Source organism: Rheinheimera sp. KL1, from assembly GCF_001275035.1.
Classification (GTDB): Bacteria; Pseudomonadota; Gammaproteobacteria; order Enterobacterales; family Alteromonadaceae; genus Pararheinheimera; species Pararheinheimera tangshanensis.
Genome location: NZ_LAMX01000032.1, coordinates 36,493 through 50,177, shown reverse-complemented (window position 1 = coordinate 50,177; position 13,685 = coordinate 36,493). Strand labels below are relative to the sequence as shown.

13 protein-coding genes, 1 tRNA gene and 2 pseudogenes are annotated in these 13,685 nt (G+C 45.8%); 4 read left to right on the top strand and 12 right to left on the bottom strand.

The window, feature by feature from the left end; translation table 11 throughout:
* Window positions 1-7: 7 nt before the first annotated feature.
* Window positions 8-556, bottom strand: coding sequence for a type I restriction-modification system subunit M N-terminal domain-containing protein (locus WH43_RS17995; RefSeq protein ID WP_286050000.1), 549 nt, complete (start codon window positions 554-556; stop codon window positions 8-10).
* 368 nt (window positions 557-924) lie between these two features.
* Here WH43_RS17995 and WH43_RS17990 point away from each other — a divergent pair, with 368 nt between their 5' ends.
* Window positions 925-1,383 (top strand): PH domain-containing protein, encoded by a 459-nt coding sequence (locus WH43_RS17990; RefSeq protein ID WP_053425944.1) that lies wholly within the window; start codon window positions 925-927, stop codon window positions 1,381-1,383.
* Between the two features lie 647 nt (window positions 1,384-2,030).
* Here WH43_RS17990 and WH43_RS17985 read toward each other — a convergent pair.
* Both WH43_RS17985 and WH43_RS17980 read right to left on the bottom strand, forming a co-directional pair.
* Window positions 2,031-2,107, bottom strand: a tRNA-Asp gene (locus tag WH43_RS17985).
* Between the two features lie 108 nt (window positions 2,108-2,215).
* On the bottom strand, window positions 2,216-4,333 hold the full coding sequence (locus tag WH43_RS17980; RefSeq protein WP_053425943.1) for a TIGR03503 family protein: 2,118 nt from the start codon (window positions 4,331-4,333) through the stop codon (window positions 2,216-2,218).
* A 65-nt stretch (window positions 4,334-4,398) separates the two neighbouring features.
* Between WH43_RS17980 and rnhA the strand changes: the two are divergent.
* Window positions 4,399-4,760: pseudogene (gene rnhA / locus WH43_RS17975) on the top strand (ribonuclease HI); the annotation flags it as partial.
* A gap of 123 nt (window positions 4,761-4,883) precedes the next feature.
* On the opposite strand, the gene WH43_RS17970 reads toward rnhA, so the two are convergent.
* The 3 genes from WH43_RS17970 to WH43_RS17960 form a co-directional block, all read right to left on the bottom strand.
* A complete protein-coding gene (locus WH43_RS17970; RefSeq protein WP_053425942.1) occupies window positions 4,884-5,630 on the bottom strand; it encodes a sulfite exporter TauE/SafE family protein in 747 nt (248 codons plus the stop codon).
* A 136-nt stretch (window positions 5,631-5,766) separates the two neighbouring features.
* Window positions 5,767-6,321: a glutathione peroxidase gene (locus WH43_RS17965; protein ID WP_152342894.1), complete on the bottom strand. Its 555-nt coding sequence runs from the start codon at window positions 6,319-6,321 to the stop codon at window positions 5,767-5,769.
* Window positions 6,322-6,486: 165 nt separating this feature from the next.
* Window positions 6,487-6,840 (bottom strand): DUF2750 domain-containing protein, encoded by a 354-nt coding sequence (locus WH43_RS17960; RefSeq protein ID WP_008900551.1) that lies wholly within the window; start codon window positions 6,838-6,840, stop codon window positions 6,487-6,489.
* A gap of 162 nt (window positions 6,841-7,002) precedes the next feature.
* Here WH43_RS17960 and ettA point away from each other — a divergent pair.
* Window positions 7,003-8,663: pseudogene (gene ettA / locus WH43_RS17955) on the top strand (energy-dependent translational throttle protein EttA).
* Between the two features lie 53 nt (window positions 8,664-8,716).
* On the opposite strand, the gene glnB reads toward ettA, so the two are convergent.
* Genes glnB through WH43_RS20950 form a run of 3 tightly spaced genes read right to left on the bottom strand, consistent with a single transcriptional unit; the run spans window position 8,717 to window position 10,675 of the window.
* Complete coding sequence (gene glnB / locus WH43_RS17950) at window positions 8,717-9,055, bottom strand: nitrogen regulatory protein P-II (RefSeq protein WP_053425941.1); 339 nt, start codon at window positions 9,053-9,055, stop codon at window positions 8,717-8,719.
* A gap of 7 nt (window positions 9,056-9,062) precedes the next feature.
* Window positions 9,063-10,388, bottom strand: a complete 1,326-nt coding sequence (locus tag WH43_RS17945; RefSeq protein WP_286049999.1) for an NAD+ synthase — start codon at window positions 10,386-10,388, stop codon at window positions 9,063-9,065.
* Window positions 10,385-10,675, bottom strand: a complete 291-nt coding sequence (locus tag WH43_RS20950) for a hypothetical protein (RefSeq protein WP_286049998.1) — start codon at window positions 10,673-10,675, stop codon at window positions 10,385-10,387. Before WH43_RS20950 ends, WH43_RS17945 begins: the two co-directional genes overlap by 4 nt.
* 162 nt (window positions 10,676-10,837) lie before the next feature.
* On the opposite strand from WH43_RS20950, the gene WH43_RS17940 reads away from it, so the two are divergent.
* On the top strand, window positions 10,838-11,356 hold the full coding sequence (locus tag WH43_RS17940) for a GspH/FimT family pseudopilin (RefSeq protein WP_053425940.1): 519 nt from the start codon (window positions 10,838-10,840) through the stop codon (window positions 11,354-11,356).
* Here the strand turns inward: WH43_RS17940 and WH43_RS17935 are convergent.
* The 3 genes from WH43_RS17935 to WH43_RS17925 are packed head-to-tail and all read right to left on the bottom strand — an operon-like array spanning window position 11,353 to window position 13,677.
* Window positions 11,353-11,757: a type IV pilin protein gene (locus WH43_RS17935; protein WP_053425939.1), complete on the bottom strand. Its 405-nt coding sequence runs from the start codon at window positions 11,755-11,757 to the stop codon at window positions 11,353-11,355. The genes WH43_RS17940 and WH43_RS17935 overlap by 4 nt on opposite strands.
* Entirely contained in the window at window positions 11,754-13,307 is a 1,554-nt protein-coding gene (locus WH43_RS17930) for a hypothetical protein (RefSeq protein ID WP_053425938.1), read from the bottom strand. The genes WH43_RS17935 and WH43_RS17930 overlap by 4 nt, the downstream gene beginning before the upstream one ends.
* The gene (locus WH43_RS17925) at window positions 13,294-13,677 is read right to left on the bottom strand and encodes a hypothetical protein (protein WP_053425937.1); all 384 of its coding nucleotides are present in this window, start codon (window positions 13,675-13,677) and stop codon (window positions 13,294-13,296) included. The genes WH43_RS17930 and WH43_RS17925 overlap by 14 nt, the downstream gene beginning before the upstream one ends.
* Between the last annotated feature and the right edge of the window lie 8 nt (window positions 13,678-13,685).

Genomic DNA, 13,685 nt, shown 5'->3' with positions numbered 1-13,685 from the left:
TTCCTTCTTAACTCATCTTTTTGTTTTCATTAAATATTTTGTGGGGATACCTCAGGATTAAGTCCACCAACTCACCGAGTTTGCCATCCGGCAGCGGGGCACGGGCGTAGCGTTTATCTAAAATACCTTTGAGGGTTGGGTTTTCTTTTTCGATGACGTCTAACGCATCGTCAATGCGCTTGCCGATATCGGCTTGCTTGGCGTTGGCGCGTAAGGCTTCCCAGCGGGCGGTTTCCGGCACCCAGAACACGTTGGCCGATTTGTAGTAATCGCGGTCTTCGAGCTCTTCGAGGATAGTTTGCTCATCCGCATCAGCGATATAAAACTCGTCATTTGCATCAGCAAAACGGCGGGACAATTCTTTTTGGCGGCCAGCAAAAGAGTCAGAGATAAACTTCAGGAAAATAAGGCCAAGGGCAATATGTTTATATTCAGCAGCGTCAACATTGGCACGCAGTTTATCAGCGGCAGACCAAAGCGTTTTTTTGATATCTTGAAGCATGTAAATCCTTTTCAAAGTGTTGGTACCCAGGCGATGATTATTCAGAAGCAACATACTGATTTGGCAATCAGTTAGCATCTTGAATGTCACTAAAATAGGTTGGTTGAAAGGGTATCATCGTAGCTTGAGAGATAGAAGTCATGTATAAAAAAAACATACTTTTTTGAGAAGGTCTAATTGTGTTTCGGCCAATGCGTAACCAAAGAGTTAGGCTAGAGCTTCAACGTGCATGGCACTGCATCAAAACTGCTGAAGAAGTATGTAAGTCAGGCAAGCCGACATTCGCTTTTTACGAACCTGAATTATGTACTGTTGATCTTGTAATCTGGCGTTGAATTATTCTTATTGAATCGTAAGGGAATCGAAGTGGAATTTGATATTTTTGGTGCTAAAAAACGCCACTCATTGCTTTCGGAGGAACTGTGGATGTATTGAAAACTGCAAAATGGGCAAGAGCAATAGAAGCAGCCTGCGAGATTGCAGTAAGGCTACTAGGCATATTTGTTGTTTATCAAGGTTTTGATTTTCTGTTAAAAAGTATAGAAGCATCAAGCGGAAGTCAGGACTTACTGATTAGCATGCTCTTGCTTCCAGCGCTCTATATTTTAAAAGACTCGTTCTGTGTAATTGAACCATTTACTGTTCGAGTTGAGTTTTATGAAAAAAAAGTCTCAGTATTTCGTGGTTTAGCCCCAAGAGTAAAAGACACTCTCGAGTTTAAAAATTCAGAAAACATCGAAGTAATCACTAGCGTCTTTGGTCGAGTTTTTGGGTATTCAACCGTGAGGCTCTACTCACCTGGTGGGTATGTTGAAATCCCCTATGTGTATCAGCCGGAAGTTATTGTATCGAAAGTAGAGTCTGCAAAATTAGGTACTTAATCAATATTTTTGTTCAATTGGGAATGACCATGAACGACTCAGTTTATAAGACTCCTAATTAATTACTTTTAAATGCCCGCAGCCATCTAACGCAAAAACAATATTACGGAACCTTTGACCCTCGGCCTGCATTTGATGCAAAAACATTAACTTTGAGAAATAAGCAGTTTTCTTAACTTGTCTGGCTAATAAGATATTTGGAATTAAATACTTAGTATGTGTCTGATTTTAATAACAAATAAAAACACCAACTTTAAATCACAGCATCATAGTTGGTCACCCTGATTGGTCACCAAATCAGCCTCCTATCTTCTTGTTTATATTCACTTTTATGACAATTGAGCTCAGCATTATGCGATTTTTCTGGTCACCGTTGGACACCGTATTTTTTACAAAGTGTATTTGGTAACTTATTGATTTATATACATCAGGCCGGAGACTTTTAGTAAACGAAATGTGAAGGGATTAGCAGGCGTTAAATGGTGTCTTTTCCACTTAGAATTGACCCCCGGCCGATTTAGGCTTTGGGCACGTTTTGGACACTTTGGTGACTTTTGGTGTCCAAAAATGCAGAAATACCGTGTTTTGAAACACAGCATTTTTAGCATAAACTTGAATTAAATCAGATGGATACATCAAGAATAAAATGGCGGAGCGGACGGGACTCGAACCCGCGACCCCCGGCGTGACAGGCCGGTATTCTAACCGACTGAACTACCGCTCCGCGCCAATACACCGCAGCATTTTCAATTGGGTATGCTGCGTTGCGGCGGGAATAATACGGATTCACCGGAGGGCCGTCAACGACTTTTTTGCCGCTTTTGTTTATTCCTTAATCATCCGGCAAAGAAAGTTCCAGAATGTCGTTTTTCTTGCCATTTTTTTGTGCCGGGTTGGTCATTTTTGCTTCGCCCGCCCCTGGCATCGCGATAGAATCTAAATCCATCGAATTATTCTTTTTCGCAAACAATGTTTTAAAGGAACGTTCTGTTACCACCATCCAGATAGCAAAACCACCGCCGCCGAGAATCACAATATTACTCAGGATCACTAAAACCCAGGGAAAAGAGGTTTCTTCCTCTTTAACCGGCTCGCTGACGGCAGGCGTTAAAGAAGCCTTTGCTAACTCAATTGCTGCAGCAGATTCTGTACTGGTTTCGGTACCTGCGGGAGCCACAGGTTCGGGTTCAATCACTTCAGCGACAAAAGAAGCAAGAGGTAAGGTGATCACCACATTACGCCCTGCCACCGTTTGGGCAAATAAGGTACTTTCTACCTTGTAAGTACCACTGGCGTAATTGACAATCTTTAGCTTTTTATCCACCTCGGCACTTTCGCCTAATGTAAAACTTTGCACTTCATTGTTAGGGAAACGAACTTTTCCTTGCAGCGCAACAGACTTCGGATTAATCACCGGATCCGTTACTTTAAAGGTTAGCCAGTGCAAGTCCTCCGCCTTTGTGGCCTGAGCGACCTCGAAGCTAATCGGGCTTTTATGCACAATCACTGGTTCCTGGACTACTTCACGGGTATACAAAGGTGTTTTCACGATAAATTTGGGTTGCCACTGACCCGGTTTCATGTCGAGTTTAAATTCACCGGTAAAAATACCATCTCGTGGCTTTTCATCGAAGTTGCGTCCATCATCAGCAAAGGTCGTCAGTTCAATCACACCTGCGCCAAAATTTTCGTACTCTGCGTTATTACTACTGATAAACAATACATCCAGGCGCAATAAATCGCGGAAATCTTTGGCAACTATCGGCTTTCCTCCATTCGTCAGTGTTGCTGTCACTTTGATGATTTCACCTGCCATCAGATGGTGCGGTAACGGATCCACTTTCAGCTCAATATCGGTCAGCACCATAATTTTGCTTTCAGGCAGAATTTGCCCTATTGCCTGCCAAGGGCCTGGAGTCGGCTGCTTAATTTTGATCAAATCGTAGGTTCTATCGTCATACCACTGTACATCCTGATCCTCTGCGTTGACGACGTTAATTTTACTACCATCAGGTTTGACTAAAATAATGGATGGTGAACCGCGTTTGCGGAAAAACACCATAGTTATCTCTTCCACTTCATAGTCAATGCGGAATCTGTTATCAAACAATGGGATCTGATTTTTGGCTGGCAGATCAGGTAATAGACTCAACCCTGTTGGATCCTCTACCGCAGGCTGTTCTTCAACAGTTTTAGCCGCATCTTGCGCCAAAAGCTGCAGACTAAAACAAAACAGCAACAGAGAAATTAATTTCGCCACAAGCAGCCCCCCCCTTTTTTTGTACCAGATCCAAACGCTGCTCATGCGATTGCAATTCAGCTTCAGAGGCAAACACCACAGGTAAACGCTGGTGCGTTTCAGTTGACCTACCACTACATTTTGCTGCGCAGCAGCTTGTTCATCATTGGCTAAATTTAAGCTGACCTGACCTCCCGTCATGGCCAGATAGACATCAGCCAGAATTTCAGCATCCAACAAGGCGCCGTGTAAGGTACGGTGGCTATTATTGATGTCGTAACGACGGCACAGGGCATCGAGGTTGTTTTTCTGTCCCGGATGCGCTTCCCGCGCCATTTTTAATGTATCCAACACACCACAGATATCTGTGACTGGCGTTAGTGCCGGACGCAGCAGATTAAACTCGTGGTTAATAAAGCCGACGTCAAAGGCGGCGTTATGGATCACCAGTTCAGCACCCGCTATATACTGACAAAACTGCTCTGCTATGTCGGCAAAACGTGGTTTACCAATTAAAAACTCATTGGTAATACCGTGAATCGCTATGGCTTCCTGATCAATCAGCCGGTCAGGTTGTAAATAGACATGAAAGTTATTGCCGGTCAGCCGACGATTAATCAGCTCCACGCAACCAATTTCAATGATGCGATGGCCTTCCTGCGGACTTAAGCCTGTGGTTTCGGTGTCGAGTACTATCTGTCTTTTCAGCATTCTGATTCGTGTTCTTAGCGCTTTTACGTTAGATTATACGCCGATTTCAGTTGTGGGAAGCATCGATGCGTAAAACAGTAGCAATCTATACAGACGGTTCTTGTCTTGGAAACCCAGGACCTGGTGGTTACGGCGTAGTTTTACGTTATCAACAGCACCAAAAAGAAATGTCTGCAGGCTACAAGCAAACCACCAATAACCGCATGGAATTGCTGGCTGCTATTGTCGGTCTGGAAAGTTTAACGCAGCCTTGCGATGTGGATTTAACCACAGACAGTCAATATGTTCGTTTGGGTATTACGCAGTGGCTTGCTAACTGGAAAAAAACAACTGGAAAACTAGCCAAAAAGAACCTGTAAAAAACCAGGATTTATGGCGCCGCTTAGATGCAGCCTGTCAGGGACATAAAGTAAATTGGCATTGGGTGAAAGGCCATGCCGGACACCCAGAAAACGAACGTTGTGATGAATTAGCACGAGTTGCTGCCACCCATCAGGCGACAGAAGTGGATGAGGGTTTCCAGCCATCCGCCTGACCTGGCCCAGAACTATTAGCGGATGATTGGCCAGAGCAGCGAAACTGCTGTACCAACCAAGAGTGAGCAAAAGCTTTTCCGCACCCATAACTGCGGAATGTAAGCAGACAAGATAATTCCAAGCAAACTGCCAGCAGCACCTATCAAGCCTAACCAGCCAATCAGCTCCAGCGGTAAAGTGTCGCCCTGAGCGGACATCAGCCAATAATGGCTGATAAAACCAGTTGTGCTTTGCAGGAAAACAAGTGCCAGACTACAGGCTATAGCTCCAGACATTGGAATAGCAGTGACCGCCAACAATAACGGCACGATCAAAAAGCCACCGCCAACACCAACCAGACCCGTTAACATACCTAATGACATGGCCAGAGCCACTAATAACCAAGAGGACTTAATCTGCCACTGCCAAATGGTCTTGCGCCACATATTGGCCGCGCTGCCCAACATTAAAACAGCCAGGATCAGCAGTTGTATAGAAGAGTGCAGCCATTGCGCTAAAGCTACGCCAAGCAAAGTACCAAAAAAAGCAGGCACTGCAAAACGTTTAAATAATGCAACATCAAGATGACGGCGCCACAGATAGGGCAATAAAGCGATAAAGCTGATTTGAGCCACTACGCCTAAAGACGAGACTATGGCCACTTTTTCTGGTAACTGGACTAAATGCACCAGCACAGGTACTGTCAGTATTGAGCCGCCTGAGCCCAACAAACCTACGCTTAAGCCGATAATTAAAGCTGAAATCAGTACCAGAACCGACATAACAAACCAGATAGTTTTAATAACTAAAAGAAATATTAAACTTCACTAAAGGAATAAGCAAGCGGGCTTCATAGTGAACAAACAGAATAAAAAAAGGCCAGCATCAGCTGACCTTTCCTCTGTGCAGGCAAGTGCTCTATTCAGCTTTTAATAAAGCCTCAACTTCTTTAACAAAATCAGCATCATCGGGCGAGACTTTGCTGCCAAAATGTTTGACTTGCTGCTCGTCTTTGCTAACCAGGTACTTATTAAAATTCCAGGACGGCTTTTCACCTGTTTTGGCGATTAAGGCTTTAAATACCGGGTTCACGTCATCACCACGTACTGCGCTGGTGGCAAACATAGGAAAGGTAACACCATAGTTGATGTAGCAGACCTCAGCCGTTTTTTCCGCGTCGTCATGCTCCTGCATAAAATCGTCTGACGGGAAACCTAATACCACTAAGCCCTGATCTTTATACTTCTCATACAAGGACTGCAAAGATTTAAACTGCGGTGTAAAACCACATTTACTGGCGGTATTCACAATCAGTAAGGTTTTGCCTTTGTAGGTTTCACATAAATCTAAAGTTTCTTTTTTACGTAACTGTGGCAGTGAATGGCCCAAAATTTCGCCACAGCTATTGGCAAAAGCGACACCACTAGCGCTGAGCAGCAGTGTCGCAGTCAGCAATTTCTTCATTGTTTTCATTATTAGCTCCTGTGATTAAACGATGTGAACTGATACGGACCAAGTCAGATGCTGGATCTGAGTGATAACAACAGACCGTCCATCAGAGGCTGTTATTTCACGCCGAGATAAAATTCATGCAGATACAAAAAAGGCGACTTGCGTCGCCTGTTTCATTTGAAAACTTTATTGCACTAAAGCCAAAGCTTCTAAAATTTCACGTGGCTCTACTTCAGGGCCATTTAACGATTCATCCCAGTTGGTGCCGATCAGTACGCCGTCGTCGTACATCTCTTGTAACCAACCTTCACAGAATACATCCAGCGGAATAGCTTCTGGTTTGTAGTCTGACCATTCGTCTGAACAGTGTACTAAAGCTGCTTCCTGACTAGACCAGAATGGCATCACGTCTGTATCTTCAAAATCAACAGACTCGACCACCAGCAAATCTTCGCCGTTTGCTAAAGTCCAAACCACACCATGGGTTTTGGCTTCTGCAATAAAATTTTGAAACACCGGATCATGTGAATATTCGCCCATGGCAACCACCTTTCTCTGAACACTAAGTTGAATTGGCACTATTAGAGCAGAAAACCAGATTAAAGACGAATTAAAATCCCCTTTCCTGCAAGGCGCTGTTCCCCTGTTTTTTAAAAATAACGTACAATTGCCGCATTCTAACCAACAAGATGAGTGACTCTTATGGCTCAGTATATTTACAGCATGTACCGCATGTCGAAAGTAGTGCCGCCCAAGCGCACTATTTTAAAAGACATTTCGCTGTCGTTTTTCCCTGGTGCAAAAATTGGTGTTTTAGGTTTAAACGGTTCAGGTAAATCCAGCTTATTGCGCATTATGGCGGGTGTGGATAAAGAGTTTGACGGTGAAGCCCGTGCTTTGTCCGGTATCAATATTGGCTATTTGCCGCAGGAACCAGAACTGGATCCGGAAAAAACTGTAAGGGCCGTGGTGGAAGAAGCTGTCGCTGATGTGAAAAACGCCTTAACCCGTTTGGATCAGGTGTACGCTGCCTACGCCGAAGAAAATGCAGATTTTGATGCTTTAGCCCGTGAACAAGGTGAGCTGGAAGCCATTATTCAAGCCAAAGACGGTCATAACCTCGACAATATTCTCGACCGTGCTGCCGATGCGTTGCGCCTGCCAGCCTGGGATGCTCTGATCAAACACTTATCAGGTGGTGAACGCCGCCGTGTCGCCATTTGCCGTTTATTGTTAGAGAAACCAGACATGCTGCTGCTGGACGAACCGACGAACCACCTGGATGCTGAATCTGTGGCCTGGTTAGAACGTTTCCTGCACGATTACACAGGCACTGTGGTGGCTATTACCCACGACCGTTATTTCCTCGATAACGTCGCGGGTTGGATTTTAGAGCTGGACCGCGGTGAAGGTATTCCGTGGGAAGGTAACTACTCGTCCTGGTTAGAGCAAAAAGATGCCCGCCTGGAACAGGAAGAACGCAGCGAAAACGCGCGTCAACGCTCTATAAAGCAAGAACTGGAGTGGGTTCGTACCAATCCTAAAGGCCGTCATGCCAAATCCAAAGCTCGTATGGCGCGTTTTGAAGAACTGCAAAGCCAGGACTTCCAGAAACGTAATGAAACCAACGAGCTGTTTATTCCGCCAGGACCTCGTTTGGGCGACAAAGTGCTGGAAGTGAAAAACCTGCGTAAAACCTTTGGCGACCGCGTCTTGATTGACGATTTAAGCTTCAGTATTCCAAAAGGCGCCATAGTGGGTATTATCGGCCCGAACGGTGCAGGTAAATCGACGCTGTTTAAGATGATCACCGGCATGGAACAAGCGGACGCTGGTACCATTGAAGTGGGTGAAACCGTACAAATCGCTAGCGTGGATCAGTTCCGTGACAGCATGAATCCTAAAAATACCGTGTGGCAGGAAATCTCCAACGGTCAGGATATTCTGCAGATAGGTAACTTCCAAATTCCAAGCCGTGCTTATGTCGGTCGCTTTAACTTTAAAGGCAACGATCAGCAGAAGTTTATCGGTGAATTGTCTGGTGGTGAGCGTAACCGTGTGCATTTAGCTGCGCTGTTAAAAGCTGGCGGCAACATGCTGTTACTCGATGAACCAACCAACGATCTGGATGTGGAGACTTTACGTGCTCTGGAAAACGCTATCCTCGACTTCCCTGCTGCGCCATGGTGATCTCGCACGACCGTTGGTTCCTGGACCGTATTGCCACTCATATTCTGGACTACCGCGACGAAGGCAAAGTGAACTTCTTCGAAGGTAACTATTCAGACTACGAGACCTGGATGAAAGCCACTTACGGTAGTGATGCAATGCAACCGCACCGCATTAAATACAAAAAGATCTAACGAAAAAGGGGGCAAAGCCAATGGCTTTCCCCCCTTTTTATTAACGCCTGGTTTTACACTGCGTCTTCGTTTTCTTCACCTGTGCGGATACGAATGACACGCTCGACATCAAACACAAAAATTTTGCCATCACCAATGCGGCCTGTTTGCGCAGTTTTGATAATCACATCAATACAACGTTCCACTTGCTCGTCCGGCAGCACCAGTTCAATTTTCACCTTAGGTAAAAAGTCGACCATATACTCAGCACCGCGGTACAGTTCAGTATGGCCTTTCTGCCGACCAAAACCTTTGACCTCAGTCACTGTCATGCCGGTGATATTAATTTCGGCCAGAGCTTCGCGTACATCGTCTAATTTAAACGGCTTAATAATAGCTTCAACTTTTTTCATGACTTCCTCAGCGCTGTTTCCGCATCCACGATGTGATGGGGTATCTTCTGTCTTTACCAAAGTTGCGGCTGGTCACTTTTGGACCTACGGCCGACTGGCGTCTTTTATATTCGTTAATGTCGATTAAATTCAACACTCTGCGTACTGTAGCTTCATCATAGCCCATAGCCACTATGGCGGGCAGTGACTTGTCGTGTTCGACATAAGCTTCAATCATTGCGTCTAAATCATCATAAGGCGGCAGATTGTCCTGATCGGTTTGATCCGGCGCCAGTTCAGCAGATGGGGGTCTGTCGATCACTCGTTGTGGGATCACAGGCGAGAGGCTGTTGCGATAAGCTGCTAAACGATACACCAGGGTTTTTGGCACATCTTTAATCACCGCAAAACCACCACACATATCCCCATACAAAGTGCAGTAGCCTACAGCGTTTTCACTTTTATTGCCTGTAGTCAGCAACATACGGCCAGTTTTGTTCGACATCGCCATTAACAGCACACCGCGGATACGGGCCTGCAGGTTTTCTTCTGTGGTGTCTTTGCTACGGCCTTTAAACAAAGGCGTAAGCTGCGACATAAAGCTGTTGTACATAGGTTCGATAGAGACGGAATCAAACTCAACCCCCATCACTTGCGCCTGAGCTTTAGCATCTTCCACACTCATCGACGAGGTATAAGCAAAAGGCAGCATTAAGGCTTGTACTTTATCTGCGCCTATCGCATCTACTGCTACCGCCAGCGTTAAGGCCGAATCTATACCTCCGGATAGCCCCAGCACTGCGCCAGGAAAACCGTTGTGCTGAATATAATCGCGGGTCGCCATCACTAAAGCGGCATACACCTCAGCTTCAACCGATAAGCGTGGTGTTAGCTCAACCTGGCCATAATGCTGACCACGAGCTGCTAAATTGACGGTTGCAAGTTCGCGCTCGCAGGCTTTACCACGAAACAGCAATTGTGCATCAGGGCTAACCACCAGCGACTGACCATCAAACACCAGCTCGTCCTGCCCCATCATCTGATTGACATAAACAAAACCCAAATGCAGGTGTTTGGCTAAAGTTTGCAATAACTCTTCGCGCTGCGCTGCTTTGCCTATTTCATAAGGGGAGGCGTTTAATACCAAAGCCCAGTCGGCGCCCTGTTCTTTGGCTAAAGCGGCCGGAGCGCCTTGCCAGACATCTTCGCAAATCAGTACTGAAAAACGTTGGCCTTTGAGCTCAAAACAACAGGCTTCAGTGCCTTCAGTGAAATAACGTTTTTCATCAAACACGCCATAATTAGGCAGCGCCTGTTTGTAATAACGTGCGATCACTTCACCCTTTTGAATCACAGAAGCAGCGTTATACAAGCTTCGCCATCGCGCCACGGGTGACCGACAACCAGTGTATTTGGCAACTTTGCCGCACAAATCTGCTGCAGGCTTTGCTCGACCAGTAATTGAAAGTCGCCACGCAGTAATAAATCTTCTGGTGGGTAGCCTGTTAAAGTCAGCTCAGGGAATAACAACAAATCGCTTTGACTGCCTGTGGCAATCTCCAGCACTTTTGCAGTGTTTTGCGCCACAGCAGCCACAATAAAGGGCTGCTGCACCAGGGTAATAGAGACAGCAGAGGACATCTGAACCTGCACTAAAGGATGAAAAAACTGCCACTATGGTAGCGATTTTTGCTGCCGGACTCAATCAAGCATCGTCATAAGCGCTCTACCATTTCGATTTTAGATATTTAACATAAATGCAACTAAACTAGGTCAGATGGATCCACACAGGTGTTTTCTTAGATGAACACAGCTGAGCGCCCAAAAACATCTGCGGCCTTTAGCCTGATTGAGCTGCTATTAGTTCTGGCTATTCTGTCCCTGGTCGCCACTATAGGCATGCCTGATTTGAGGGAACTATGGCAACGCTTGCAGGCGGAACATTTTATGCGCCAGCTCAGCCAGCATTTAGCCTATGCCAGAGTGCATGCGATAGCCCAACAACACCAGGTGCAACTTTGTCCTCGCCACGGCGTAGTCTGCAGTTCAGACTGGAACTCGGCTCCCATTCAATTGCATCAAAAAGCCTTACAAAATTGGCAGGATGTATTACTAAGAGAGCTAAAACATCCGGTCCAGAGCCATCAGCTATTTTACAACAGACCGTCACTGCAGTTCCGCAGAGACGGCAGTCTGGATTTACTCGAATCCGGTACTTTTGTCTATTGCAGCAAAACGCCCTACCACTGGCATTTCAGATTAACCATCAGTCAGGCTGGACGCAGCCGTTTATGGCAGGAAAACAAGCCATGTCCTTATTAATAAGTCCAACAGACAGAGTCTGGTTCACTACTTTTTTGACCATAGCTGTTTAGTAAAAACACCTGACAGTTTTTATCTTCAGTCTGAGCTTGTTGCGCCTGAGCTTTGAGCTGGTAGCCTTGCTCGGTAACCAGAGCACTAATTTTATAACGGCCAGATTCGGTCACAAACTGTTTAGCGGCAAAGCCCAGCTCGGTCAAATCCGCGCTGTATCGTCTCTGATCAACTAACAACATCTCTTGTAAACCAGCCACTTTGAGCAAGGTCTGCATGGCTTCGGTTCTGTAACTTCTAAGTACCTGCTCCTGATAACCCGGCATCAAAACAGAGGCCAAAATAGCTAAAATGGCTAATACCACTAACAACTCAATGAAACCAAATCCATGCGGTGTGCGGCTCATTCATAAGCTCCTTCTTCATTATGGTAGGTGCCCATTAACTGCCAACGCGGGAAGCTATCTCGCTGAATTGTTTTGCTGCAATGAGTGCAATCAGGACTGATCTCCAGCATAGTCTCAATCAGAACCTGCTGACGATGCTGCTCTATCAGGGCAAAACCTCCTTGCGTATTTGCTTTGACCTTCAACGCACCTGCGGCATGATCCAGAGGTAAGCTCGGTTGGCGATAAACAGCAGAGGCATGATGTAAATGCAAAGCCATTAAGGCAGAACTGCTCTGTTCTATATTGCATAGCTGCTCTGTATTTGGCTTCAGAAGGTTGAGATAAATCACTCCGGCGGCAACAACAGGTATATGAGTCAAACGCCCGCTCAGTTGACTGAACCAGCCATTTTTTTGCTGAATGTGTTGCCAATGCTGTGACGTTAATAAGGCAAGTTCGGGTGACTCAGGTAAAGTTCTGTCGACTAAATCAGACGATGACGAAACGTCTTCACTTTGTGCTTTCAGTACTACAAACACTGTATTTTGTTGCCTTAAAGCTCCCAACAACACCAGCCATTGGCTGCGTCTCGAATGAAAATCACTGCCTGCTCCTCCGACAGGCACGGCGGCATACAAAGTGCGGATAAACTGAATATCGCTGAAATTTAGCGCAGATAAATCAGCAACAGCCCGTAGCTGATAAAACTGATTATGTTCCAGCTGAACCTGCCAGATTTGACCGGCAGTGCTACCGAATACCAGACTATCTGAGACTGAATCCCTGTTTTGATCAGAAAGAGCCATAGCTCCGGACACGCCTGATATATTCTGTTCGGCCGCTAGTTTGGCTTGCAGCAGCCCCGTCATCATATCGACCTTGTAAATCAGCGTTTTTGGATCTTTTGCGGCCGTATTTGCTAACAAAAGCGATAACCCAGGGCTGCCCTTTTGCTGCTCAATCAATAGCGGCTGCCCCACAGCTCCGGCTAAATCAGTGAATCCGGGGGCAGACGCGCTCAAACTCCATAAAAGTTCAAGGTTTGCGAGACTATCGAGCTTTAACGCAAAATAGGCTGGCTGGCTGATACTGCTGCCGCTGACGATGATCAGCTGACCTTTTATTCCAAGCTCTTGCTCTGCGATCAGTAAAGGCTGATGCAGATGGCTATTCAAATCCGTCAGTTGCGTCTTCAATTGCGACAATGTAGGTAATAATGTCCAGGGCAGCCACCAAATGCTCTGCTTTGTTTTGTCGTCAGTATGAAACTTCAGTGCGCCTGCATAGCTGACCAACTGATAACTCGCGTCGATATACGCAGGTAGAGGCTGACCTTGAATATCCACAGTACTACAAGATATAGTCTCCAACAGTGTAGGCAGCTCATTCAACCACTCTGTGGTTTGTTCAGCATCGAGTTGCAGATGTTGTGCCAGTGATTGATGTTGCTCTGCACTAAGCTCTGTCAGTTGAACAGAACCTTTACCAGGAATATGACTCCAGAAGGAATCAGCAAAAAGTTGCTGACTGCACAGCAGCAAACAAAGCCCTAATCTATAAAATTCCATCCCTGCCTCCTTCAGGCAGAGATTGCCTGACTAAGACACTGGTCACTGTATGGTGATGGTGAGCCTGACGCTCTGTAGTCCGCACCTGATACCACTCACAGCTGCTAATCCAGTCACTCCAGGCCGCATAATTCGCCGGACAAGGCGCTATAACAAAAGTGTCAGATTCAGCCGTACTTTGCTTCAGTTGCTTTAATTCCTGCAGATGTTTACTTTGAGTGTGTTGTTTAAGCTGAAAAGATAAAGTGGCACTGCCAGCCAACTTTTGACTTAATTGTGTTTGCACCAGCATAGATAGGCTAATACAACTTAAGATCAGCATTAATATTAAAGTAGTGATCAGAATAAAACCTTTAGAACTCATCATCATAACGATCT

Coding starts and splice junctions, on each gene's coding strand:
- WH43_RS17935 (WP_053425939.1), bottom strand. CDS start 11,757: ATGAGCCGCACACCGCATGGATTTGGTTTCATTGAGTTGTTAGTGGTA.
- WH43_RS17930 (WP_053425938.1), bottom strand. CDS start 13,307: ATGGAATTTTATAGATTAGGGCTTTGTTTGCTGCTGTGCAGTCAGCAA.
- WH43_RS17970 (WP_053425942.1), bottom strand. CDS start 5,630: ATGTCGGTTCTGGTACTGATTTCAGCTTTAATTATCGGCTTAAGCGTA.
- WH43_RS17960 (WP_008900551.1), bottom strand. CDS start 6,840: ATGGGCGAATATTCACATGATCCGGTGTTTCAAAATTTTATTGCAGAA.
- WH43_RS20950 (WP_286049998.1), bottom strand. CDS start 10,675: ATGTCCTCTGCTGTCTCTATTACCCTGGTGCAGCAGCCCTTTATTGTG.
- WH43_RS17995 (WP_286050000.1), bottom strand. CDS start 556: ATGTTGCTTCTGAATAATCATCGCCTGGGTACCAACACTTTGAAAAGG.
- WH43_RS17965 (WP_152342894.1), bottom strand. CDS start 6,321: ATGAAAACAATGAAGAAATTGCTGACTGCGACACTGCTGCTCAGCGCT.
- glnB (WP_053425941.1), bottom strand. CDS start 9,055: ATGAAAAAAGTTGAAGCTATTATTAAGCCGTTTAAATTAGACGATGTA.
- WH43_RS17940 (WP_053425940.1), top strand. CDS start 10,838: ATGAACACAGCTGAGCGCCCAAAAACATCTGCGGCCTTTAGCCTGATT.
- WH43_RS17925 (WP_053425937.1), bottom strand. CDS start 13,677: ATGATGATGAGTTCTAAAGGTTTTATTCTGATCACTACTTTAATATTA.
- WH43_RS17980 (WP_053425943.1), bottom strand. CDS start 4,333: ATGCTGAAAAGACAGATAGTACTCGACACCGAAACCACAGGCTTAAGT.